Here is a 22,814-nt window from a genome sequence, read left to right on the forward strand (position 1 = left end):
AAATGAATGGGAGTAGAAAATGGCAGAAATATGGATTAAAGAAGAAAGAGTTTCAAAGAAGTTTTTAGATGATTTGGGACATTATATAAGCTTAGATGGGGAACTAGATATTGCCTATTTTATTGCTGCTGACGGAGAAGATTATGTAGAAGAAAATAAAAATTTTTTACTGGACTTCTTATTTTTCCAAAACAAGTATCCTCTATTTATTTCCTTCATTGTTTATGAGGATCAAACTGACGAATATATTACTTTCTTAAAAGAAAATAAAATTGATTTTACGTTAAACTACCTTGAAGAAAAAAGAACTTATTATGATTTCCTTGGGAAACACCAATATCATCCACCTTGCTTTACTGCGAAGATAGAAGATTCAAATTCTTTAGCTTTTATATTAAATGAAACTTTTTGGTTACCAGCTCAAAATGAATTTTACTCAATTTCCTTTTCCGATAATTTAATGTTCGAATTAGGGGAGGTTATTGAATGGGGAAGAAAAAGAAAACGGTCGATTCCAATTTTCAAAACAAAGGGAGAAACTACTTTTATCACTATTTTTCACGACGGAGCAGGGTTTTACTTGTTTTCAAACGATGAGAAATATTTCACCCTAGATAAATTCATTTCTAACTTACCAAGAGGAACAGTGATTACACAAATAAACGATACTTTGGTAAATGGAGATATTCTTGAAGAAGATTAATGCTTATTTAGGTAACTGGTGCGTTAGCTGAAGATCGGAGCTGTCTTTAAGGCAGCTTTTTCGTGCGCCCGGCATGGGTGCAATCTATAGGGTGAAAGTCCCGAACCATGAAGGCAGTAGTAGTGGTTAGCTTAATGCAAGGGTGTCCACGGTGACGTGGAATCTGAAGGAAGCAAGCGGCAAACCTCCGGTCTGAGGAACACGAACTTCATATAAGGCTAGGTATCATTGGATGAGTTTGCGAAACAAAACAAAGTCCTTACTGCCGAAGGTGGTACAGAGTAAATGAAGCAGATAGATGGAGGGAAAGATTGCACTCTTACCCGGGGAGGTCTGATGACAGCCAAGTACACTTGGTAACCTGTCCAGTGATGGACAGCTGAATCATCAGAAGTCAGCAGAGGTCATAGTACTTGTCTACTCGAGAAGATAAGGAAGGACCGAACAGATTAAGGAGGATGAATACTAGGCGTTCGTTATCTGCGAAGAAGCAAACAATTCCTAACGGAACTTATTTGAAGGAAGAAGTGGTGAATACACGGGGAACTTCAAAAGGGCGGAGCAGATAAAGGCACAAATAGACCATCTCGTCCACGCAGGGAAAGGATATCAACGATGTTAATGGAACAGATACTAGAGAGGGAAAACTTAATACAGGCATTGAAGCGTGTAGAAAGAAATAAGGGAAGCCATGGTGTAGATGGAATGCCGGTTCAAAACCTGAGACCGCACCTCGCAACCGAATGGTACAACATGAAAACTGCCCTTTTACAGGGTACCTATCAACCGCAGCCCGTCCGTCGTATCGAAATCCCGAAACCAAACGGCGGAGTTCGGCTATTGGGTATTCCAACCGTTCTAGACCGTTTCATTCAACAAGCCATTGCCCAAATATTGACTAAGATATATGACTCAACCTTTTCGGAGAATAGCTATGGATTTCGCCCTAACAAACAAGGGCACCAGGCGGTTCGAAAGGCAAAGTCCTATATAACCGAAGGTTATACATGGGTAGTGGATATGGACTTGGAGAAGTTCTTCGATAAAGTGAATCATGACAAGCTCATGGGAATGTTAGAGCGGAAAATTGAAGATAAACGAGTTCTCAAACTGATTCGTAAATTCCTTCAAGCAGGCATTATGATAGGCGGACTTTTTCATAAAAGTGAGGAGGGAACTCCGCAAGGAGGTCCGTTAAGTCCTTTATTATCTAATATCATGTTAGACGATTTAGATAAAGAACTAGAGAAACGCAATCTTCGATTCGTAAGGTATGCGGATGACAGTACTATCTTTGTGAAGACACGAAAAGCCGCCAAACGTGCAATGGGAAATATCTCAAGCTTCATTGAAAATAAACTGAAGCTAAAGGTCAACTACGAGAAGTCGAAGTATGATCGCCCTTGGAACAGAACGTTTCTCGGTTTTAGTTTCACGAAGTCAAAGAAGAACCCGAAGGTTCTACTGGCTAAACAAACGGTGAAGAGAGTAAAGAAACGAATCAGGGAAATGACCTCGAGAAAATTACCGATACCCATGAAACTCCGAATAAATAAGTTAAAGCAATACCTTAGAGGTTGGATGGGGTATTTCGCCCTCATTGATACTCCGAACGTATTGAAGAATTTAGATTCATGGATTCGAAGAAGACTCAGGATGTGCCTATGGAAGCAATGGAAATTGCCAAGAACGAGGGTGAAGAAACTCAAAGGATTAGGCGTCCCATTTGGAAAAGCATATGAATGGGGAAATAGCAGAAAGGGTTATTGGCGCATAGCGCATAGTCCTATTCTAGACAAAACCCTTAATAATGTTTATTGGCTCCATCATGGGTTAGTAAATCTATATGAACGATATACAAAACTACGTCAGACTTAAACTGAACCGCCGTATACCGAACGGTATGTACGGTGGTGTGAGAGGTCGGAGGCTAGGCGCCTCCTCCTACTCGATTTATGGAACTAACGGGGCAGGATAGTTCCATAACACAAACTGGAAATATATGTGGTAATATGGGAAGAAATATATTAAAGTAGGTAATTTGTTTTGGAACTCTTAACAGAAAAATTAATTCTTATATCTCTATTTATATTTATTATCCATTCTATCGAAACACTTGCATATGCAGTTAGGTTATCTGGTGCAAGAGTAAGATTGTTAGCTTCAGCTCTATCCTTATTTAACTTGATGGTTATGATTTCTCGATTAGCGAATATGATGCAGCAACCATTTACAGGGAGCCTGGTTGATAATGCTCCAAAAGTAAATACACTAGCGTTTGTTGAAAACCAATATAGAGTCATTATTGGTTCATCAACATTAGGAACAATTATAGGTATTCTTTTACTTCCTACTTTTATTGCAATCTTTTCAAGGGCTATTGTTCATTTAGCTGAAGAAAGAGGTTCTATTCCATCTTTGATAAAAAAGGGGTTAACTTTCGAATACATTAAGCGTGGGATAAAACACATTCATTTACCAAGGTTTTCATACTTAAAGGATATTAGATTGAAAGATATTCCCATAAGATTGTTCTTAATTAATATGGTAATAACTGCAATCTATACGATTGGAGTGTTATCAGCGTTATATGCTGCTTTAATAGCTCCAGAAAGAGCAACAACAGCTATTATGGCATCGGGTCTTATAAATGGAATAGCTACAATTTTACTTATAATTTTTATTGACCCTAAAATATCTATTCTTGCGGATGACGTAATAAATCAAAAGGGAAGTTACCTTAATCTCAAGAGTGTATCTCTTATGATGGTTACTTCTCGTTTATTAGGAACGATACTAGCTCAAGTATTATTTATTCCAGGGGCAGATTATATTGCGTGGTTTACTAAATTTATTGTCTAATAATTAACTAATTTTTTTAATAAACTAACGGGTGCTTTACTTCATTACCAGGAGCTGATCAGCAGATCCTTTTCTTATAGAACTAAAGGGGCAGGTTACTTTTAAAAAAATACTGTTATCTGAAATTTATAATCACATTAACTTTTGTTTAAGGACGGTTAAAATGACACTTTTATTTAAATCACTTGGATTTGGGGTTCTATTTGGATTAGTTATGTTACTTGCAAATCACGATAAGCCAAGTAAACTTTTGATTTTTCTTAAATACTTTTTAATAGGTACAGGCGGATATTTTTTATATGAATGGATTATGGGGTGAATTCCCTCTTTTTCTTTTACCAAAAGAAAGTTTGTGAAATATTGTACTTAAACTAACGGGTGCTTTACTTCAATAAGAGAGTTGCTTTGGCAGCTCTTTTTTATTATGGAACTACCGGGGCAGGTTAGTTGAAGAATTATGTTTAACTATAAAAAAGAAAAACAAACAACTAAGAGGTGATTGTATGAAATATACTTGTCCTTGCTGTGGATATAAAACATTAGATGAAGAACCTCCAGGAACGTATGATATTTGTGAAACCTGTTTTTGGGAAGATGATGGTTACCAATATGAACATCCAGATGAGGATGGAGCAAATTATGTTTCCTTTAGAGAAGCACAACAAAATTTCAAAAAATTTGGGGCTAAAGGTGAAAGAAGTTTGAAGTATGTCAGAAAGCCAAATAAGTCCGATATAAAGGACCCAAATTGGAAACCGTTAGAGTGAGGGTACATATAGTAATTGATTATTTTGATCTTCAACTACCGGGTGCTTTAGCTGAAGATCGGAGTTGTCATTAAGATAGCTTTTTCTTTATGCAACTAACGGGAGGGGAAATTTGAAATTGGACAAAACTCAAGTAATGGTTTACTTCAGCTTGTATGGAGATGAATTTCCAATAAGTTATGTGACCGAAACGTTGGAAATTGAACCAACAAAAACCTATAAAAAGGGTGAAGTCATCATAAGACCTCATAATCCAAATGTTATTTCAACGAAAACTCTTTATCGAAAAGAAACAGCCTGGGAATTAAGTACGGGCTATCAAGAATCCTATGATGTGAAGGAACAAATGGACCAGATTTTAGGACCGTTAAAAAATAAAGCAGATATAATAAATCAGTTAAAAACAAAGTATAAACTGGAATGTAAAATCATCATTGTTATTATTATGGAAAATGGAGATACACCGGGTTTGTATTTTGATAACGAACAGATTGAATTTGCAAATAGTATTAAAGCTGAAATTGATTTTGATTTGTATGCAAACCCTTATGAAAATGATTTTGACGACTAAAAAAGCACAAGGCAGGAAGGGTGAAGTAAATGTGTGGAATCAGTTTCATTTTAGCTAACACCTATAAAGAAGCATATAAGGAAGAAACATATGTAGAGTTTGAAGAGGGAATACACTCATATCTTTTAAGCAGGGAAAAGGACTCTAAAAATGAGTTTGGTCTACTTCTAAATCTTAATATTTATGGTGAAACAATATTGTATAGAGAAGAGATTAATGAATTAATAGGTATATGTGATGGCGTAATTAATAAATACAAAGGAGAGGACAAAGAACAAAAAGTTAGACGTTTTGCTAAAGAATTAAAATTTTTTTGCATAGAAGCGTTACAGCGAAAAAAACATATATTTGCCATAGGTGATTAGTTTTAAACTTGGTGCGTTAGCTCAAGGCCGGGCTATCTTTAAGGCAGCTCTTCCTTTATGCAACTATCGGAGCAGTTTAGTTCAAAAATGATAATTTATTATTGTCGGAGAATTGGTATAAAAAGTAGTTTGTATATTAATTTTCATAATAGTCATTGGAGGAGAAGTATGAAAAAAGGGATGACTTTGTTTTTTATTGGATTAGTAATGTTTATGTTAGGTATATATTTATCCACCCAATGGGCTGGAATCGGTACTTTAATCGGTATTGTTGGAGGATTTATAATGGGCATTAGCACTTACTTCTTGGCAATAAAAAAAGCATAATTCCTAATTAAACTAAAGGGACAGGTTAGTGTGAGAAGACCTTATTGGAGTAATATCGTTTTTAGGGACTAGAGGTGATTATATGAAGGAAGACTACCCACGACAAGGATTAAGAATAAGATGTGAACAAGGCGTCTATCCAGAAGTTAGAAGGGCTTGTCTAGAATTTGCAAAGTGGTTAAGAATAGAATTTGAATTTCCCATTCGAATAGATTGTGTATTTTCTTAACAGTCGCATTTGCTAAGCCATCGTTTAATTTTTGAGCGTACAATCGATCGATATCATACGTTGTAATCTTAGTCAAAGGGGTCGATTGGAAGAATGGAATTAAATGAACACGAACCATCGTTTCGTCGACTTCAAAAGAAGAAATTTGAACTTCATATTTATGGGTGTCGTACAGCCAACTTTGAATATAATCCTTAAATAAAGTTTTCGAAGGCTCGCTGTATTCACCAGTCATAATTTCTTTTTTTAGCTTATTCATTTCTTCTAAAGCTTCGCGCTTCGACTTAAAGCCACTTCGATAAATTTGTTTTCGTTTCCCAGTTCGCTCATCAATACCGGCATCAACGCGAAAGGCCCATACTTTACTTACTTTTTTAACTGACATTAAAAAACCTCCATGTTGAGATGGAGGTAGGGTGTGTTAAATAGTATAGGCATGGAACGTTATTTTCATGCAAGGTGTGGAGAATGCTGTATAATCTTTGTTCAACAATCGGGCCATATTGTTGGAAAACATCTTTTTCGTAAACTAGATATTTAAATTTAATTTAGGTGGGATAGTGAAATAAGGCCGGGCGGTTTAGAACAATCAATGCGGTCGTAGACAGGGTGGTTATATATGGAAGGGGCTGCCGAATAAAGGCACAGAATGTCCACCTCTAGAAGGGGACAATATGACCATACCAGAGATTACAGAGATTACTTCAAAGATTACTACAAGAGAGAATATCCCTTTCTCTGAAATCATTTCTTATTTAAATAATACTTGGAGGAAATTATTTGTACATAGAAAATGCTTATTTCCTTTTTGGTATAATAGAACTATGTAGCTAGATTTCTTACATCATAATAAGGAGAACTAACATGATAAGAGGAGAAATTAAACATAAAATAAAAAAATTTGGACGGATATTTGGGCAGGCGGAATTACACAGCCTCTTATAGTGATTGAGTTTACATACTTAATGTTTATCCGATCATTAGATGAAAAAGAAATAGAGAATGCGAGTCTTGAAACGATATAAAGGAAATAATAAATGAGCAATTTAACATGATACATAACGGATACTTTACTGATTACAATTATAAAACAGGTTTTTCATCACTGCCTCTTGGAACAGCATTCGGTATAGAAATAGAGTTATATTTTTTCGTAATTTCTCTCATAGATTAGACGAGATTATGGTAGCATTGGAGAAATTTCTGCAGTTACGGGTATAGGTGAAAACTACATAATTTAAGTGCTAGACACCAATACAATTCTGAATAATTTGCGTGCCAGTCGCCTTAAATTAAATAAAAATGAAAATAGTAAGTTTATGATGTTTATATAATAATAAAGTAGGTGATCGAAATATATGTCATTAGTTTTGTGCTTTATGCACAATGAAAAAACTGCCCCCATAATTGATGGAATATGGGCCTTTCCTAACGAATTAAAGGAAAGGCTGAACGTCAATAAAAGAGCTTAGGAGGATAAATATGGTAAATTACAATTTAGAGCCAAGTGAATCAATTCTTATTCAGAGTACCGGTGTCCTTTGTGAAGGCGGCGGGCTTATGGCCGCATATACCGATGAACTTATTCTTACTAACATGAACATTATCCATGTTAGTAAGGGCATGTTTGGAAATACAAAAAGGGTGCAGAAATACCCACTCAATCAGGTGAAAATCATAAATGGCGAAGCACAGGCTATTATGGGAAAAAGTACAAATGGTATACCTGATCTTCAGATATATTTTGAAAATGGCCAGGTGGCTTTCAAATTTCAAAGCTCAGGCAAAAAAGAAATTGTGAAATATGTTAATGAAATTAGCAAGGTATTAATTGGGAAAGAGTCTTCGAGAAATTCAGTAGCAAATCAATTTGCAATTCCCGGAGCAGAAATTGTAACAGAAACGCTTAAAGATACTATAGATGTTTTTAAAGGAACATTCGGAATTAAATCCAAAATCAAAGCTGCGGATGAACCGGTAAAGGCTACAAAAAAATGTATCGGTTGTATGTCACCTCTTACTGGAACCAAAGGTCAAAGCATTCGCTGCAGATATTGTGATACAGACCAAATTTTATGATGAGAGAGGTTGATGACTATGGGAATTATAAAAGCACTTTCTGATTCGGTAGGAGGAGTATTTGCTGATCAGTGGAAAGAACTAATAACTGCTGGACATTTTGATGAACATACAGCTGTAGCACCAGGAATACTTAAAATGAATAACAACGGGCGTGGAGTCAATAAACATGGCTTAATGGATGTTATATCAAACGGCTCGAAAATATTTATTCCTGAAAATACAGTAGCCTTCATTTTTGACCAAGCCGGAATTGAAAATATAATCACAACTCCTGGCGTCTATGAATATCAAGATGGTGAGGAAAGCGTATTTAATGGAGAGGATATAGTAGCATCAATCTTTAAACAGGTTAAAGACAGAATCGGTTACGGTGGCATCTCTTCTTCGGAAAAGAGAATAGCATTTGTCAATTTACGTGAAATTCGTGATATTAAATTTGGAACACGTGGCCCTCAGGTCTATAATGATTTGTATTATGGTTGCGACCTCGAAATTTATGCATATGGTGGCTTCTCTATTAAAATTGTTGATCCTGAGAAGTTTATAAAAAACTTTGTGCCAGCTAACGTAATTAGCTATTCATTTGATGATCCAAAAGTGAGAGCCCAAGTTCTTTCAGAATTTGTACAATCATTTATCGTTGCATTGAATTCACTTTCAACTACATATAGGATTTCACAGTTGCCTTCACAGGCAGTTGAAATTTCAAAGAGAATATCTGAAGATTTATATAATGCTGGCACATGGAAAGACCGATTCGGTTTTGAACTTGTTAAGGTTGCAGTTGAAAATATAGAATTTTCACCAGAATCTAGAGAACTTGTTAACCAGTTCTCTTCTAACAAGATGAATATGAGAGCTTATGAAGATGTTTCACAGAGAGCATCCAATATTGCTGCACAGCAAAAAATTGCTCAGGGTATTCAAGATAATGGACTTGGGACTGGCGGAGGTATGCTTTTTGGAATGAATATGGCCCAGAATATTGGACCTCAAGGGCAGCCTTCTTCAAATCCAAGTTCTTCAATGTCTTTCGACAAGCAGATCGAAACATTGAAAAAGCTAAAAGAACTAGTTGATATGGGTGTTTTAACACAGGAAGAGTTTGATGCTAAAAAGAAAGAAATCATGGGGCTGTAATAAAACGTCACAAAATCAGATTAATAAGTGGTATAACATGCAAAAGCCGGTCATATGAAGTGACCCAAAAAAGTTAGACACGGTTATTTCATTAGGCAACTTGTTGGGCATGAGTCCGGTATTGTACGGGACTCATGCCTTTATATTTTTCCTTAATACGTTTGTTGTTATAGTACTCAATATATTTTTCAAGTTCTAGTTAAAAATGTTCCACACTCTTAAACTCTTTGAGATATAGAAACGCTGATTTCATAATGCCAAAGAAGTTCTCCATCACAGAGTTGTCATAACAGTTGCCTTTACGAGACATACTTTCCTTAATTCTTCTTTTTTGTAAAGCATCACGGTACGTTTTCATTTGATAATGCTCGCCTTGATCTGAATGCATTAGAAGTTGGTGGTCTTCTGGTAAGCGTTCTAAAGCTTTAACCAACATCTCTGAAACAAGGGAATAGGTTGGCCTTGAGCCGATTGTGTACGCAATAATTTCTCCATTAAATAAGTCTAAAACAGGCGATAAATAGAGTTTTTCGCCAAATGATGTGACGTAAAGTATAAAATTTTCGTTTGGAAACTTTATGCTTTATTCTATTTTAGGGAACTTTATGCTTGATTTTGAAAAGATAAAATACTTTGCCCCTTTGGATCTGCTGATTTAAAGGGGTATTTTTATAATGAAAGGGAAGAATCTTTGAATAATAAAAGTATTAGGGTATTGTTAATAATTGAGTTATTCCACAATCGGGCGCGATTCTTTAATAAGGATTATTTTTCTTCCTGAACGGGTGCATTTGTCAAAAAGAGGTACGGAAACTGATTAAACTTTTTGGGGATTATGTTAATGTGATTGTCTATTATAGTGAAGAAAAAAATGACGTGTACCAGTTTACACGTCATTTTTAATAAACGGAACCCTTTTGTTTTCAACCTAGCATTCTTTCTAATTTGGCTACTGTTTCAATTTGCATGTCTAAATCAGTATGGGAGTATATATCTAAAGTAATACTGACATTTGCATGACCGAGACGTTCACTGACGATTTTGGGATTGATACCTTGTTTCATTAGTAGTGTTGCATTTGTATGTCGTAAGTCGTGAATAGAGATTTTCTTAATTCCCGCTTTCTTGATTAGTCGATCGAAGGTTCGAACTAAATTACGAGGGTGTACAGGTTTACCATCAGTGGTACAAACAATAAGGTTGAAGTTTTGATAAGATGTGCCCATCCGCTGTTTCATTTCATATTGTTCAGTTTTCAGTTCTTGTAATAACTCGATAAGGCTAGTGGGAATAACAACTTCGCGGAATGAGTTGGAGGTTTTCGGTGTGGTGAAGATAAGCCCATGTTCCTTTGTGTAGGCAAGGGATTCTTTTATTTTTACCGTTTGTTTTTCAAAGTTAATATTGTCCCACTTTAGGGCAAGAACTTCACCGCGACGCATTCCCGTATGCAGGGCCAGTGAGAAGGCTACATTCCACCGAAGCTCATCACAAGCTTCTAGGAATGTTTTTGCTTCTTCTACTGTCCATGTTTCTTTTGCTTTTTTCTCAATTGATGGCCCTTTTACACGTTCTGTCGGATTTTTACTGACTAATTCCCAATCGATGGCTGTTTGAAATGCCTTGCTCAGGATATTTCGAATAATTTTGACGGTGGCAGGTGACAGACCGTCATATGATTTGCTCGATAAAAATTGTTGAACATCATATGTTTTAATCGAACTCACTTCACTTTTAGCAAAAGCCGGAAGAATGTGATTTTTGACAACACGTTCTGCACGTTCAAATGTTGTTGGCTTTACTTCATGTTTGTACACAGTATGAAGCCATTTATTGATAAAGACTTCCATTAGCTCGTTTTTAGGAGTGAAATAGCCTTCATTTTTCACCTTCGTAATAAATTCAGCCTGTGCGAGTTTTGCTGCTTTTTTCGTGCGAAAACCTCCCTGATATTTTTGTTTTCGTTTACCTGTGGCAGGATCTTTTCCTACATCGGTTCTAAAAGCCCAAGTGTTCCCTGTCTTGATGACTGACATGATGTGTATTCCTCCTTAAGCAGTTTGTTTATTTGTTTGTTTTTCAATCCAAGCTGCAAATTCGTGAGCCATGACTCGTTTATTTCTTCCGATACGAATCGTAGGGAAATCCTCTCGGTCCATAATTTAATGGGCTTAATACGCGAGAAGTAGAAATTGAGCAGTTAATTCAACGTAAGCAAAAAGAAGCCAGTCTGATAGATTTGTCTCAGACGATTAGGCTGGTATCGAAGATAAGAGAGAAAGAGGAAGAATTACAACTTTGGGAAAATGTAATCAGCAAACGAGAAGTAGAAATTGAGCAGTTAATTCAGCGTAAACAAAAAGAAGTTAGTCTGACAGATTTGACTCAGACGATTAGGCTAGTCTCAAAGATTAGAGAGAAAGAAGAAGAATTACTTCTTTGGGAAGACAATCTTAATAAGAAAAAACAACAAATGGAGGCGTTCAATTCAAGGATAAAGGCAAAAGAGGAAGAATTGCTCAATCAGAAAAACGATCTAATTGAACAAGAGAAAAAGATTGAGGAACTATTTGTTAAAAAACAAAGAGAAATTAGCTTAATTGACCTTACTCAATGTATTAGGATGATTCCTAAAATAAGAGAAAAAGAAGAAGAATTACTACATAGAGAAAATGAAGTTGAAAATCGAGAGAAAAAACTCGGAGAAATAAAACAGCAAATATCAATTCTCGAAAAGAAAAAGATTAATTTAGAGGATGAATTATTACTTCAATCATTTGGCTTTTATGATAATAAATTTTTTCTGGAAAATTCCGAAGAGTATTTAGAATACTTGAACATTGTTAGAGGTAAGCAAAAACAATTGGTAAGAGAGAAGCGGGCAACTGAATACGATATTATCTCACTACAAGAAGGAAACGTGGTCCAAGGTAGTGCTCAGAGCAAATTACAAATTAAATTAGCTATCAGATCTTTTAATAGCGAGTGTGATGCAGCTATTAGTAAAGTGAAATTTAATAACGTTGAGGTTGCTGAGAAAAAGATACGTTCTTCTTTTTATGATATTAATCGTTTAAATAAGTACAATTCATTTTCAATCACTGAAGAATTCTTAAAGTTAAAATTAGAAGAACTATTTTTGGTTTATGAGTACGCAGAGAAAAAACAAGAAGAAAAAGAAGAACAGAGAAGAATTAACGAATTAATCAGAGAGGAAAGAAGGGCACAAAAGGAACTTGAGGAAGAATTGAATAAAATTAAGAAAGAAGAACAACACTTACTCAATGTTATATCAAAACTTTCTTCACAAATAAGTGAACAAGAAATGCTCCAGTATCAAGATAGATTAGAGGAAATTAGAGACCAGAAAGAACAAGTAGATTATCGGGTTAAAAATACTAAAGCGGGATATGTATATGTAATATCAAATATCGGCTGTTTTGGTGAAAGTGTATATAAAATCGGAATGACAAGACGTTTAGAGCCTATGGACCGCGTAAGAGAACTCGGTGGGGCGTCAGTTCCGTTTCATTTTGATGTTCATGCAATGATTTTTTCCGAAGATGCTCCAGCATTGGAAGCTTCTTTACATAGAGCATTTCATCATCGAAGAACCAATGCAAACGTATATGCCATGGTAGGTAGCAGGAAAATCGGGGAAACAACAGCAAAAAGCGGTTCGTATACCATGAAGATTTCGAAGCAAAAAGCTGGCACATCCATTGTTATTTATGCGAAAGATGCTTCAGGAAATAAGAGCTCCAGCAGAGCCGTTAAGGTCATTGATAAAACAGCTCCACCTGTCCCAACCGTTAATAAAATAACGAGCAAGACTGTAACCGTTACTGGGAAGAGTGAAAAAGGCGCATCCATATATATTTACAATGGAAGCAAGAAAATCGGACAAGGTGTAGTAGATAGCCGAGGAAATTATAAAGTGAAAATCAAGGCACAAAAGAAGGGTTCTACTATAAAGGTATACGCTCAAGATAAATCAGGTAACAAGAGTAAAAGTAAAACAACGAAGGTAAGCTAATATGCCCAATATGCTTTAACCATCCTTCGTACTTTCTACAACTTCTGTTTGCTATACAATTCATGGGATAAAGTGAGGCTACACCAGCTCAAAGATTGGGAATTGCCGATAAACAATTTACGATGAAGGATATTATTTATTTTAAGTAGGTTCTGTTATCTTTCGTTGTTGATTTACTTTATTAAACTATTGAGAAGTTTTGTTTAACAAGTTGTAAATTTAACATTTTAAAATAAGAGCATTTCTTTGTAATGAGAAATGCTTTTTATTTTTGTTAAAATTAAAAGGATATAATAATAACAATAATAATATAATTAAAAACGATATTAGTTTATTGTAAAACAATAAATTGTGTGTTAAAGTCATTTTATTATTAAATCAGTGAGGTGCTTTAAATGAATGTTAAACAAGGTTCAACCACTTTCTTAAAGGTAATTATTTTTCTGATTGGAATTGCGATGCTTGCTTTATGTATCTATTGGTTGCCTGAGATAGCCATTAAAGATGCAAAGGTACATCCAGATACGGCTTATTTCCTAATCCCCTTTTTAGTATGTACATATGGATTCTGTATTACGTTTTCTGTTGCGTTGTATCAAGCATTTAAACTACTAACCTATATCGAAAAAAACAATGCTTTCTCTGAATTATCCCTTAAATCTTTGAAGGTAATAAAAAAATGTGCTTTTACAGTCATTTTCCTCATTCTGTTAGGAATAGTAAGCTTAAAGGTGCTTTCTAAAATCACAGGAGACGACCCAGCAGGTCCTATATCACTAAGTCTAATGGGTATTTTAGCAACAAGTATCATCGCAGCCATTGTGGATGCACTTCAAAAGCCATTAAAAAATGTCCCAGATATTAAGTCAAAAAATGATTAACGGTTTGAGAAAATTTAATTAACGAGGTACTTTTTATGAAACAAGTTACGACACTCTTTTTAAAGCTAGCTGTTATTTTTATAGGAATCCCAGTTCTTGCATTGTGCATATTTTTAGTGCCTCATATGGCGAATTTCGCAGCAAAATTGTATCCAAATATTGCCCCAATGAAATATCTCGTTTTCATCGTGATGTATGGAGCGGCTGTGCCTTTTTACTTTGCTCTCTATCAGGCTTTCAATCTTTTACTGTACATTGACGAGAACACAGCGTTCTCGGAATTATCTGTAAAGGCGTTAAAGAACATAAAGTGCTGTGCGATTACAATCAGTGGTTTGTATGTATTAGGTTTGCCACTCTTTCATTTTATAGCGAAGAAAGTTGACCCTCCTATTGTATTAATGGGACTCATCATCATTTTTGCTTCGTTGGTTATCGCCGTTTTTGCTGCTATCCTCCAACGGCTTCTACAAGAAGCGATTAACATAAAATCAGAAAATGATTTGACGGTCTGAGGGGGAGGATATGGCAATTATTATTAATATTGATGTGATGTTAGCAAAACGAAAAATGAGCGTAACGGAGCTTTCTGAGAGGGTTGGAATTACTATGGCGAATCTTTCCATTCTGAAAAATGGGAAAGCAAAAGCGGTTCGTTTTTCAACATTAGAAGCGATATGTAAGACTTTGGATTGTCAGCCGGGTGATATTTTGGAGTACAAAAGCGATGAGGACACTCAATAAAAACAGACAACAAATTTATTTAACTAACGGGAGTCGATAGAGAATTTAAGGGATAGCCATTAAGCTATCCCTTCTTTGCGTTTATTGATGTTATTTACTCAGAGAATTCCATTGAGAATTTCATTGATATTAGTGACAAAAAACATGATGTGATTTGCAATGTTTGCACCTCAAAAGGGAACCCGTTACAACAATGGTGAGTACCTTTTTTTGTTATGCCTTTTATGTTTCAATCTTCTATATAAAAATATCAATGCATTGTTCTACAGTTGTAGCAGAGGCTAACTGTTTAGCTTTTGCTGCCAATACTTCTGCCGGTTCTGTATCGAGTATAACACCAAATAAGTTATCTACTTCATCCAAGCTTTTTTCTAAACGGGTAGAGATGATTGAAATCGCTATTCCTTTGACAAGTTTGTGTTCTGCCATGTTAATACTCACTTGAATCACCCCATCTAATAAACTTAAATACCTATATTCGCTAATCTAAGTATTGATTCCTTCCTTTTAAGAAAAGAAAATGTCGAAAAATAAATCGACACCTTTAACTTAACAATTGGGCAAAGGCATTGCGCGCAGGGTGGCGGATAATAATCGAAAGCTCCCCAGCAGGAAATTCGGCTTTATAGTTAACAAAAAGGATAACATGAAAAAATACGCTTTGGTTTCAGAATATAAAATGCAATTAATAAACCTTTTCGAAAAAGCAAATCAAATTAAGAAGACATGAAGCGTGTAATGGGGTGTAACTTTAGAACAGCTTTATTTACAAACCTTACTCAAGACCGCATGGATTATCATGGCATAATTGAACAATATAGGAATATAAGGGCTTTTATTCTCTAGGCTCGGAATTACATTTAAATCTAAAGATGAAGAATATGCTGTCCTAAATGCAGATGACCCAAGTTTTGAACATTTTCGTAAATTATCATCAAAGGGGACACTCATAAATGAGGTCCTCTTTCATAATGTATTACGGTAAGAAAGTTTTATATTGTTCCATTAAATCACCTGCATATAAGCTTGTTAGCATTAAGAAAATGGCAAGCCCAATGTATAATGAGAACCAGATGACTTTTGTTTTGAGACTCGATGAGTAATAGGATTTCTCTTTATCCCTAATTTCAGTTTGTTCTTGCACTTCTTTAAAGAACGTTGCTACTATTCGTTCATACGTGCCTATATTTTCAAAATCGGTCGGTCCGTACTGGTATTCATTCGAATTAGCAGCATCCATTAAGGACCTATAAATATTTAATTTTACCTCAGTCAGCTGTTTTTCTTTTAGCTTATTATCATCAAATAGCGGGATATGCCAACTCTTCATGTTGTTAAACTTTTCATGTAGTTGGCTTAATTCCATATTCCAAATATTAACCAGGCGAATTTTTTCTTCATCTGTTGCACCTGCATATTGTTCTAGTTGCCTTAAACCAAATTGATTCAATTCAATGATGTTGTCTCTTTGATTTCTGGTTGTCTCGCTACGGAATTCTTTCCACCACTTAGAAATACCCAATAATAAGAAAAGAATTAAAAATGGATTTGGATGGAGAAACAAATATACAACCATTCCGATAATCCCTAATACCCAAAGCTTTGTTGAGATGACTCCCACTATACGCCCTCCATCAAGAGGATGCACAGGCATTAGATTAAATAGGTTAATCATGGCTCCAAGTGTAATAACTAAAAGCCAAAATGGATTTTCCGTCATCATAAATAGGGGGATGGCTGGTAGAAATGCTAATGTACCTAATAAAGGACCTCCGAAGGCAAGATAAGCTTCTTGGTTAGCATTCTTGGGTTCTTCTTTGAGGGCAATTAACGCTCCGACAAAAGGGATGAAAATGGCATTGGATGTTTTGATGCCTTTTCTCTTAGCAGCAAGTAAATGCCCCATTTCATGGATGTAAATTAGATAGACTAGGGCTACGGCAAATTTCCAACCGTAAACCAAGGCATACGCTCCTAATGAAACGAAAATAGAAATCAGAGAACCTACTTTTGCTATTTTCAATAGCGCAAACAACCATTTCATTTTTCCTAGGAAAAATAACCCGATTGCCCCCAAACTTAACCATCCTTTATTCGATTTAGATTCTTTCAAAATATACCTCCTAGAGTAAATGGGAAAACAGATGACCCCAGTGACACTATGTCTATCTGAGCTCCTTCTTGATTTATCAGCTTGCTAATATCCTTATTATATCGTATTTTTTCTTTTCCTTTTAGGAATATTTTTCTAGAATATTAACTTTCAAGTATTACATTTTTTTATAATTAAGATAGAGTGCACCTATCACAGAAATACTAGATAGAGGTAATGAACATGATTTTTGATAAAGAAGCTGTTGATGATTCAGAAGACTATGGAAAATTAGTCCCTGCAAAAGAAGTGCTATAGAAAGTATATTAGAAGGACGGAGAGTAAAAGAGGCTGAAAAAAATGAGGTTAGCAATGCGAAAAATGGTGAGAAAAAGTAATACAGTCCTGGTATTGTTTAGTGGAGTTATAGATTCTACTGCTGGAGAAGACTTTCCAACATACAAAGGCTATGCTGTGGAACCTGCTAGAATGTATAGGACAGCATACCAAGATTGGAAAAGATATTGAACTTATTTTTAATAACTCATATAAATTTAATTGGGATATGTACGAACCGCCGAAACGATTATATTTTCTTTCAGTAAATATATAAGTAAATTCTATAGTTCCCTTTTAACGGGAGACACTACGAGAGTAAATCGTAGCCGGGGCAGACGGGATACCCAACGGAAAGCTTTTACGTCATATTACAACCGCATATTTGCCTTTCAAACATACTGAGGAGCGCTTCGCCACATCTATAATTGGGATTAAAATAGTTCAAGATGGATTGTTTTATCCATGTTTATCGTTTTAAAGTAATTAAATACCTGTTCATTTATTGTGTTCATATTCAGTCGGGGGATGATGTTGCATGTTAATTCAAATCAAAGTAGAAGAAAATGAATCAAGTAAAATGAAAATCAAGAAAAACGAATGTGGAATAGCAAAGGTAACATACAAAAGCTTGGGGCTTGTTGAAAACGCTTTGGAAGAATTCCTGCAAGAGAATATTGAAATATTAACTCAGGAAGAAGATTATGAATTAAAAATTATAGGGAAACAAGTCCGGGATAATTCCAACAAACGGACGGATTTAGTTGGTGTAGATAGCAACGGCAATGTTGTAATTATTGAAATCAAACGCGATGCAGACGACATGAAAATTAGAAGAGATAATTTCGAATCTCAAGCTATAAGATATGCTGCGTCTTTTGCGAAAATCAATAGCATAGAAGAATTAGTGGAGAAAGTCCATGCCGAGTATCTTATACGATATATGGGTGTGGAGGAAGAAAAAGCTGTTGAACAGGGTATAACAGATATTTATACCTTTTTGAAGGAGCATGGAACATTTAATGATTTCAATGCGGACCAAAGAATTATTCTAGTTGCCTCAAGTTTTGAACCTAGTGTCTTATCCGCTTCTGCATGGTTGCTGACAAAGGGTGTTGATATTTCATGTTTTGAAATCGCTCCACAATTGATTGAAAGAGAGACGGGTAATGAATATTTGTTGGAAATCAAGAAATTATTGCCGTTGGGTTCAGATGACGATTATTTTTCAGAAATTATAAAAAGTGAAAATAAACGACCAACGACTAGGAAGCGAAAAAGTGGTGGCTCAAGAATGAAATTCCCAAAACTAAGCCACATGGTAGAGGTTGGTCTGGTGTCTGAAGGGGACGATTGCTTTTATAGAAACAAAGAAGAAGAATCGAAGGCGAAAATTTACGGTGGGAACAACGTAGAATTCAATGGAAAAATTATCTCCTTAAATGAGTGGGCGAGCCAATTTGTAACAGGCGGTAAAATAAATGCCTATGAATATTGCATTGTGAAAGAAAAAAACAAAACCTTAGCAGAATTGAGAGTAGAAAATAAAGAATTATTCTATGGTATGGGTTTTGATTCAATTTACGATATTTAATTTCATAAGGGTTAATGAGTCAGCGGATGCTGGCTTTTTTTGTGTCAATTCACATTTCGAGTTAGTAAAACATGATTTCAACATTCACTATTTCAGCAGTTAATATAAATGGGCTAAATGGTGGCGGATTCCAAATAATCGGAAAGTATCAGAGGGTAATTTTACTGATGAAAAGTGTAATAAACCCATACGTATCCGTATTCATTGGAATGATAAAGAACTAGAGAAAAAGAGTGAAATAGTTTTGACAGGGTTTGGGTCGGGGGTTCAAGTCCCTCACAGGTCATCAACTGCCAAAGGCTCAAATCCTATTCAAGGGTTTGGACTTTTTCTTTTTTTGACATCTCCATTTTATCCCTTAATTTTAATACACCATACTTTACCTACTTTTCTGACTAACATTAAAAAACCTCCATGTAAGGGTGTGTTAAATAGTATGGGTCTGCAAAACTATTTTCAAATAAGGTGTGTATTTAAAATAATTCAACAAATCTGATTAGGAGTATGATAATATTTTAAAAAAAGAGAGAGGTTATCATATGAATTCAACATACTCACCGACAGAAACAACTAAAACAAAAGCCTTAGTCATCAATGCACTTTTCATCGCACTTACTCTTGTAGCCACAATGTTCATCAACATAAAGCTCCCGATAATGGGTAACGGAGGCCTAATCCATCTGGGTAACGTTCCTCTTTTTATAGCAGCGTTGGTTTATGGCAAAAAAACAGGAGCCATAGCAGGCGCCTTAGGAATGGGCTTCTTCGATCTTATCTCTGGTTGGGCAGCATGGGCACCGTTTACATTCATCATCGTAGGTACAATGGGCTTTTTAGCCGGCCTCATATCCGAAAAGGTACCCGGCAAAAGAGAACTTGTATACACACTGGCAGTTGCCGTTGCACTGATTATAAAAATCGTGGGCTACTATTTTGTCGAAGTTATCCTTTACGGTAACTGGATACAGCCATTCGGCTCCATCCCCGGAAACGTTATGCAGGTCGTATTAGCCGGTATAATTGTAGTACCACTGGCAGGACGTCTAAAGAAAAGAGCTGGACAGGTATATGAGTGAAACATATTTTGGTTTCTTCTTTTGGTCTTTCAGCCGTGGATCAAACTGATTCATTTTTTCCTAATTATTAATTATTTTTCTCTATTTTCTTTACCTGTTGTTCAGCTATATGATAGTACCCTTTAGATGAAGAACTACGCCCTAAATTTCGGACAGTTTAATAAAAGACACCCTGCTAATTAAGCGGCGATTAAATGAATTCAGTATTGTAAAAAGTACCCTATAGAGTAGATACTTTGAAAAAAGGACTACTCTATAGGGTACTATTTTGTATTATGAGTTAAAAATCGAATTGGGGAGTTTTAAATGAAAAACACTTTACTGAAAAAGAAATAACTTATCGAATAATCCTTGTGTTAAATCTGTTATTTCAAAGTCAATTACATATACAGATGAGTTTATAAGAAAATTTATCGCTGAAAGTGAAAAAGGAAAGCTACCACATCTTTTTTTTGAAGAGTATGGATTTGATATTGAAATCATTGGTGTTGACAGGGTTAAAAAAGCAGCCTATAGAAGGCGTACTGCTTATAAAAAATCGGGTGTTTTGGGATTGAGTGATTCACGAATAAACCATTCAGGAAGATCTCGTAAAAAAGAAAAAACATTGGAAGAGAAAAATGCTAGATTAGAAGCTGAAGTACAACTATTTTAGCATTATATGTTTTTCAATTTCTTGTAGGCGTTCATCAAGTTCTCTTGCTTCTATAGCTTTTATGAATAACAAACAAAAAATAGTTTTTTAATGCACATTCTGTTGATAGACAAAGTAGGCCACTCACTTTGATTATTAATTTGCTCGTGAGGCATCTTAAAATCTTTTGAATGTCTCGTTCGTTGCATGACGTCAGCCTCTTTGGTACACTATGCAGAAGTACTTTTCACTTTGAGTGCTAGGATTTATTATGGAATGGCATAAATTATATGTTTGATCTTCATAAATCATTTATTAAAGTCCTTGTAAGCAGTGTGGTGCTCCCAAAAGAAACCTGGAAATGTGGAGCATTTTATCCTGTTATTACATTCGCCTAGACTAGTGAAAGAAGTAACGAAGTTCAGTTCAACCGATTTATAGGGGAATAAAGGGATACAGCTTTATAAAAAGAAACACCCCATGCATCACCACATACACTTCGCACATGTGGAGTGTGTGTCAAAGTTAGTTTTAAAAGTGTAACCCAATAATAACCGCTTCCGATTTTAACTCTAATTTCGTGAAAATAGACATTTCCGATTTTGGGATCTTTTTTATGTCAATCCCTTGCCATTCCTATCTTTTCTTTCTCTCCTCTCTCAAAAAAAGTCTTTTGAAATAAAAAAGGAGCAAAATAGGGATTCAGTCGAAAATCTTTATTTTAATTCGAACGGTGGGAATCGGGGAACTTCGGAGAAATATTTTTTGGTTGTACAAAAACACATTACAATATAATACAAAGACCAATAACACCTTAACAATTTGTTGTGTTTTTAAGAAAAACTGATATGTTCCCTCATACAGCAGGAGTTGTATGGGGGGCTTGTATTTTATCAAGAATTTTCTGTTTAGAAGACTATAAGGTAATAAAATAAGGAGGAAGAAATGAACAATTATAAATTGACAATTCAATATGATGGCGGGCGCTATAAGGGCTGGCAACGACTCGGTAATAGTGATGATACGATTCAAGGAAAAATAGAAAATGTATTAACGGAAATGGTAGGGGAAAAAATTGAAATCATCGGATGCAGCAGAACGGATGCCGGTGTACATGCTCTTGCTCAAATCGCCAATTTTAAGATTGGTGAAAATATGACTGAATCTGAAATCATGAATTATTTGAATAGATATTTACCCCAAGATATCAGCATTGTGGAGGTTATGCTAGTACCTGAACGTTTTCATGCCCGTTATAATGCTAAGGATAAAACCTATTTATATAAGATCTGGAACGAGCAATATACAAATCCTTTCATGCGAAAGTACAGTATGCATGTTGAGAAAAAGCTAAATATCACAAGAATGAAAAGAGCATGTCAATATTTTATAGGTGAACATGATTTTACTGCTTTTTCAAATGCAAAGTCTAAGAAAAAATCCATGGTGCGTGAAATATATTCTATTGATATAGAAGAAAATGCCGGCTTCATCCAAATTACAGTGCGAGGTGATGGATTTCTTTATAATATGGTTAGAAAGATTGTCGGAACGTTGATAGAAGTTGGGTTGGGTGAAATAGATGCTGAAAATATACCAAGTATTTTAGAGTCAAAAGAAAGAATCCAAACGGGTCGTATGGCGGAGGCAGCTGGGTTGTACTTGGTAAAGGTTGATTTTTAGACCAAATATAGATGCACCGCCTATGCAATATGTAACTGGATTGATGTAGTAAGTCTTCACCAATATCCCCTGTGTTGTCACATACACTCTGGACTTGTGGAGTGTGTCGCAATAATAAACATTACAATCTTGATTTATTGGACTTAATGGAAACTTGACAGTGTAGGTGTCATGGGTTCGAATCCCTCACAGGTCATCTTACTGTACAAACCCTTGTTATATAAGGTTTTATAAGGAAAATACCACTTTTAATTAAGTGGTATTTTTTATTGAAATTGGTTCGTGGCATCCGCTTGGAAAACACTTGTCCATCTAGATTGTGTTTGTCCACTAGACCAGAAACTGGTTTGGAATTCTCGATACCATTTACAATAATTCTTTGAGTACTATCTTTCTTAAAAATGACAAACACAATCAAAAAAACAATTAATACAAATGATGATAAGATCAAAAGTATGTATTTTTTTCATTATTCTCCTATAGTTTCATTTAAAATTTCCCCGGAAGGTAACCCAATTCTTTTTTACTCGAGTCCGACTATCTATCTAGCTTTAAATTTGTTGTTGCGCAAGGTGTAGGGGTATTTTAGGACCTGTCCGCTTTTTATAAAAGAGCATTAGATATTACATGTACCTAACGTAGACTAAAGTAAAAACGTGAAGTTGTTTATTATGAGCACCATAATATTTTAT

At 35.3% G+C, this 22,814-nt stretch carries 23 protein-coding genes and 2 pseudogenes; 20 read left to right on the plus strand and 5 right to left on the minus strand.

What is annotated here, in order from left to right:
* Positions 1 to 19 precede the first annotated feature (19 nt).
* The 8 genes from NST21_RS11550 (at position 20) to NST21_RS11585 (ending at position 5,595) form a co-directional block, all read left to right on the plus strand.
* The gene (locus tag NST21_RS11550; protein ID WP_340889220.1) at positions 20 to 703 is read left to right on the plus strand and encodes a hypothetical protein; all 684 of its coding nucleotides are present in this window, start codon (positions 20 to 22) and stop codon (positions 701 to 703) included.
* 615 nt (positions 704 to 1,318) lie between these two features.
* On the plus strand, positions 1,319 to 2,581 hold the full coding sequence (gene ltrA, locus NST21_RS11555) for a group II intron reverse transcriptase/maturase (RefSeq protein ID WP_053344638.1): 1,263 nt from the start codon (positions 1,319 to 1,321) through the stop codon (positions 2,579 to 2,581).
* A gap of 168 nt (positions 2,582 to 2,749) precedes the next feature.
* Entirely contained in the window at positions 2,750 to 3,565 is an 816-nt protein-coding gene (locus NST21_RS11560) for a lipid II flippase Amj family protein (RefSeq protein ID WP_251543967.1), read from the plus strand.
* Between the two features lie 163 nt (positions 3,566 to 3,728).
* On the plus strand, positions 3,729 to 3,884 hold the full coding sequence (locus NST21_RS11565; RefSeq protein ID WP_153246111.1) for a hypothetical protein: 156 nt from the start codon (positions 3,729 to 3,731) through the stop codon (positions 3,882 to 3,884).
* Between the two features lie 184 nt (positions 3,885 to 4,068).
* Positions 4,069 to 4,332 carry a CPCC family cysteine-rich protein gene (locus NST21_RS11570; RefSeq protein ID WP_340889221.1) on the plus strand — a complete coding sequence of 88 codons (264 nt, stop codon included), beginning with the start codon at positions 4,069 to 4,071 and terminating at the stop codon, positions 4,330 to 4,332.
* Positions 4,333 to 4,468: 136 nt separating this feature from the next.
* A complete protein-coding gene (locus NST21_RS11575) occupies positions 4,469 to 4,903 on the plus strand; it encodes a DUF4279 domain-containing protein (protein WP_387512507.1) in 435 nt (144 codons plus the stop codon).
* A gap of 29 nt (positions 4,904 to 4,932) precedes the next feature.
* On the plus strand, positions 4,933 to 5,268 hold the full coding sequence (locus NST21_RS11580) for a hypothetical protein (protein WP_340889223.1): 336 nt from the start codon (positions 4,933 to 4,935) through the stop codon (positions 5,266 to 5,268).
* Between the two features lie 168 nt (positions 5,269 to 5,436).
* Positions 5,437 to 5,595: a hypothetical protein gene (locus NST21_RS11585; protein ID WP_340889224.1), complete on the plus strand. Its 159-nt coding sequence runs from the start codon at positions 5,437 to 5,439 to the stop codon at positions 5,593 to 5,595.
* 146 nt (positions 5,596 to 5,741) lie between these two features.
* On the opposite strand, the gene NST21_RS11590 is transcribed toward NST21_RS11585, so the two are convergent.
* Positions 5,742 to 6,209: an Arm DNA-binding domain-containing protein gene (locus NST21_RS11590; RefSeq protein ID WP_340889225.1), complete on the minus strand. Its 468-nt coding sequence runs from the start codon at positions 6,207 to 6,209 to the stop codon at positions 5,742 to 5,744.
* 1,097 nt (positions 6,210 to 7,306) lie between these two features.
* On the opposite strand from NST21_RS11590, the gene NST21_RS11595 reads away from it, so the two are divergent.
* Entirely contained in the window at positions 7,307 to 7,903 is a 597-nt protein-coding gene (locus tag NST21_RS11595) for a hypothetical protein (protein ID WP_340889226.1), read from the plus strand.
* Between the two features lie 18 nt (positions 7,904 to 7,921).
* Complete coding sequence (locus tag NST21_RS11600) at positions 7,922 to 9,046, plus strand: SPFH domain-containing protein (protein WP_340889228.1); 1,125 nt, start codon at positions 7,922 to 7,924, stop codon at positions 9,044 to 9,046.
* Between the two features lie 91 nt (positions 9,047 to 9,137).
* On the opposite strand, the pseudogene NST21_RS11605 reads toward NST21_RS11600, so the two are convergent.
* Both NST21_RS11605 and NST21_RS11610 read right to left on the minus strand, forming a co-directional pair.
* Positions 9,138 to 9,587: pseudogene (locus tag NST21_RS11605) on the minus strand (IS3 family transposase); the annotation flags it as partial.
* Between the two features lie 382 nt (positions 9,588 to 9,969).
* The gene (locus NST21_RS11610) at positions 9,970 to 11,082 is read right to left on the minus strand and encodes a site-specific integrase (RefSeq protein ID WP_340889230.1); all 1,113 of its coding nucleotides are present in this window, start codon (positions 11,080 to 11,082) and stop codon (positions 9,970 to 9,972) included.
* Positions 11,083 to 11,285: 203 nt separating this feature from the next.
* On the opposite strand from NST21_RS11610, the gene NST21_RS11615 reads away from it, so the two are divergent.
* The 4 genes from NST21_RS11615 (at position 11,286) to NST21_RS11630 (ending at position 14,707) form a co-directional block, all read left to right on the plus strand.
* Positions 11,286 to 13,082 carry a DUF4041 domain-containing protein gene (locus NST21_RS11615; protein WP_340889231.1) on the plus strand — a complete coding sequence of 599 codons (1,797 nt, stop codon included), beginning with the start codon at positions 11,286 to 11,288 and terminating at the stop codon, positions 13,080 to 13,082.
* Between the two features lie 395 nt (positions 13,083 to 13,477).
* Positions 13,478 to 13,963, plus strand: a complete 486-nt coding sequence (locus NST21_RS11620) for a DUF2975 domain-containing protein (protein ID WP_340889232.1) — start codon at positions 13,478 to 13,480, stop codon at positions 13,961 to 13,963.
* Positions 13,964 to 13,998: 35 nt separating this feature from the next.
* On the plus strand, positions 13,999 to 14,478 hold the full coding sequence (locus NST21_RS11625; protein WP_340889233.1) for a DUF2975 domain-containing protein: 480 nt from the start codon (positions 13,999 to 14,001) through the stop codon (positions 14,476 to 14,478).
* Between the two features lie 10 nt (positions 14,479 to 14,488).
* A complete protein-coding gene (locus NST21_RS11630) occupies positions 14,489 to 14,707 on the plus strand; it encodes a helix-turn-helix domain-containing protein (RefSeq protein WP_004434885.1) in 219 nt (72 codons plus the stop codon).
* 237 nt (positions 14,708 to 14,944) lie between these two features.
* Here the strand turns inward: NST21_RS11630 and NST21_RS11635 are convergent, their stop codons facing one another.
* Positions 14,945 to 15,148: a hypothetical protein gene (locus NST21_RS11635; RefSeq protein WP_340889234.1), complete on the minus strand. Its 204-nt coding sequence runs from the start codon at positions 15,146 to 15,148 to the stop codon at positions 14,945 to 14,947.
* Between the two features lie 297 nt (positions 15,149 to 15,445).
* On the opposite strand from NST21_RS11635, the gene NST21_RS11640 reads away from it, so the two are divergent.
* Positions 15,446 to 15,553 (plus strand): Mur ligase family protein, encoded by a 108-nt coding sequence (locus tag NST21_RS11640; protein ID WP_340892512.1) that lies wholly within the window; start codon positions 15,446 to 15,448, stop codon positions 15,551 to 15,553.
* Between the two features lie 130 nt (positions 15,554 to 15,683).
* Here the strand turns inward: NST21_RS11640 and NST21_RS11645 are convergent, their stop codons facing one another.
* A complete protein-coding gene (locus tag NST21_RS11645; protein ID WP_340889235.1) occupies positions 15,684 to 16,820 on the minus strand; it encodes a site-2 protease family protein in 1,137 nt (378 codons plus the stop codon).
* 339 nt (positions 16,821 to 17,159) lie between these two features.
* Between NST21_RS11645 and NST21_RS11650 the strand changes: the two genes are divergently transcribed.
* The 5 genes and pseudogenes from NST21_RS11650 (at position 17,160) to truA (ending at position 22,122) form a co-directional block, all read left to right on the plus strand.
* Positions 17,160 to 17,327 carry a hypothetical protein gene (locus NST21_RS11650; RefSeq protein ID WP_340889236.1) on the plus strand — a complete coding sequence of 56 codons (168 nt, stop codon included), beginning with the start codon at positions 17,160 to 17,162 and terminating at the stop codon, positions 17,325 to 17,327.
* 388 nt (positions 17,328 to 17,715) lie between these two features.
* Positions 17,716 to 18,729, plus strand: coding sequence for a hypothetical protein (locus tag NST21_RS11655; protein ID WP_340889238.1), 1,014 nt, complete (start codon positions 17,716 to 17,718; stop codon positions 18,727 to 18,729).
* Between the two features lie 539 nt (positions 18,730 to 19,268).
* Positions 19,269 to 19,805, plus strand: a complete 537-nt coding sequence (locus NST21_RS11660; RefSeq protein ID WP_057217127.1) for an ECF transporter S component — start codon at positions 19,269 to 19,271, stop codon at positions 19,803 to 19,805.
* Between the two features lie 337 nt (positions 19,806 to 20,142).
* Positions 20,143 to 20,454, plus strand: a pseudogene (locus tag NST21_RS11665) (IS3 family transposase); the annotation flags it as partial.
* Positions 20,455 to 21,384: 930 nt separating this feature from the next.
* Positions 21,385 to 22,122 (plus strand): tRNA pseudouridine(38-40) synthase TruA, encoded by a 738-nt coding sequence (truA, locus tag NST21_RS11670; protein ID WP_056523007.1) that lies wholly within the window; start codon positions 21,385 to 21,387, stop codon positions 22,120 to 22,122.
* Positions 22,123 to 22,814: the final 692 nt, after the last annotated feature.

Source organism: Peribacillus sp. FSL K6-1552 (genome assembly GCF_038005205.1).
GTDB classification, from domain to species: domain Bacteria; phylum Bacillota; class Bacilli; order Bacillales; family DSM-1321; genus Peribacillus; species Peribacillus butanolivorans.

Excerpts from the sequence above, each read along its gene's own strand:
- NST21_RS11550 (WP_340889220.1), top strand. The coding sequence starts at position 20 with ATGGCAGAAATATGGATTAAAGAAGAAAGAGTTTCAAAGAAGTTTTTA.
- ltrA (WP_053344638.1), top strand. The coding sequence starts at position 1,319 with ATGTTAATGGAACAGATACTAGAGAGGGAAAACTTAATACAGGCATTG.
- NST21_RS11565 (WP_153246111.1), top strand. The coding sequence starts at position 3,729 with ATGACACTTTTATTTAAATCACTTGGATTTGGGGTTCTATTTGGATTA.
- NST21_RS11570 (WP_340889221.1), top strand. The coding sequence starts at position 4,069 with ATGAAATATACTTGTCCTTGCTGTGGATATAAAACATTAGATGAAGAA.
- NST21_RS11575 (WP_387512507.1), top strand. The coding sequence starts at position 4,469 with ATGGTTTACTTCAGCTTGTATGGAGATGAATTTCCAATAAGTTATGTG.
- NST21_RS11580 (WP_340889223.1), top strand. The coding sequence starts at position 4,933 with ATGTGTGGAATCAGTTTCATTTTAGCTAACACCTATAAAGAAGCATAT.
- NST21_RS11585 (WP_340889224.1), top strand. The coding sequence starts at position 5,437 with ATGAAAAAAGGGATGACTTTGTTTTTTATTGGATTAGTAATGTTTATG.
- NST21_RS11590 (WP_340889225.1), bottom strand. The coding sequence starts at position 6,209 with ATGTCAGTTAAAAAAGTAAGTAAAGTATGGGCCTTTCGCGTTGATGCC.
- NST21_RS11595 (WP_340889226.1), top strand. The coding sequence starts at position 7,307 with ATGGTAAATTACAATTTAGAGCCAAGTGAATCAATTCTTATTCAGAGT.
- NST21_RS11600 (WP_340889228.1), top strand. The coding sequence starts at position 7,922 with ATGGGAATTATAAAAGCACTTTCTGATTCGGTAGGAGGAGTATTTGCT.
- NST21_RS11610 (WP_340889230.1), bottom strand. The coding sequence starts at position 11,082 with ATGTCAGTCATCAAGACAGGGAACACTTGGGCTTTTAGAACCGATGTA.
- NST21_RS11620 (WP_340889232.1), top strand. The coding sequence starts at position 13,478 with ATGAATGTTAAACAAGGTTCAACCACTTTCTTAAAGGTAATTATTTTT.
- NST21_RS11625 (WP_340889233.1), top strand. The coding sequence starts at position 13,999 with ATGAAACAAGTTACGACACTCTTTTTAAAGCTAGCTGTTATTTTTATA.
- NST21_RS11630 (WP_004434885.1), top strand. The coding sequence starts at position 14,489 with ATGGCAATTATTATTAATATTGATGTGATGTTAGCAAAACGAAAAATG.
- NST21_RS11640 (WP_340892512.1), top strand. The coding sequence starts at position 15,446 with ATGGGGTGTAACTTTAGAACAGCTTTATTTACAAACCTTACTCAAGAC.
- NST21_RS11650 (WP_340889236.1), top strand. The coding sequence starts at position 17,160 with ATGAGGTTAGCAATGCGAAAAATGGTGAGAAAAAGTAATACAGTCCTG.
- NST21_RS11655 (WP_340889238.1), top strand. The coding sequence starts at position 17,716 with ATGAAAATCAAGAAAAACGAATGTGGAATAGCAAAGGTAACATACAAA.
- NST21_RS11660 (WP_057217127.1), top strand. The coding sequence starts at position 19,269 with ATGAATTCAACATACTCACCGACAGAAACAACTAAAACAAAAGCCTTA.
- truA (WP_056523007.1), top strand. The coding sequence starts at position 21,385 with ATGAACAATTATAAATTGACAATTCAATATGATGGCGGGCGCTATAAG.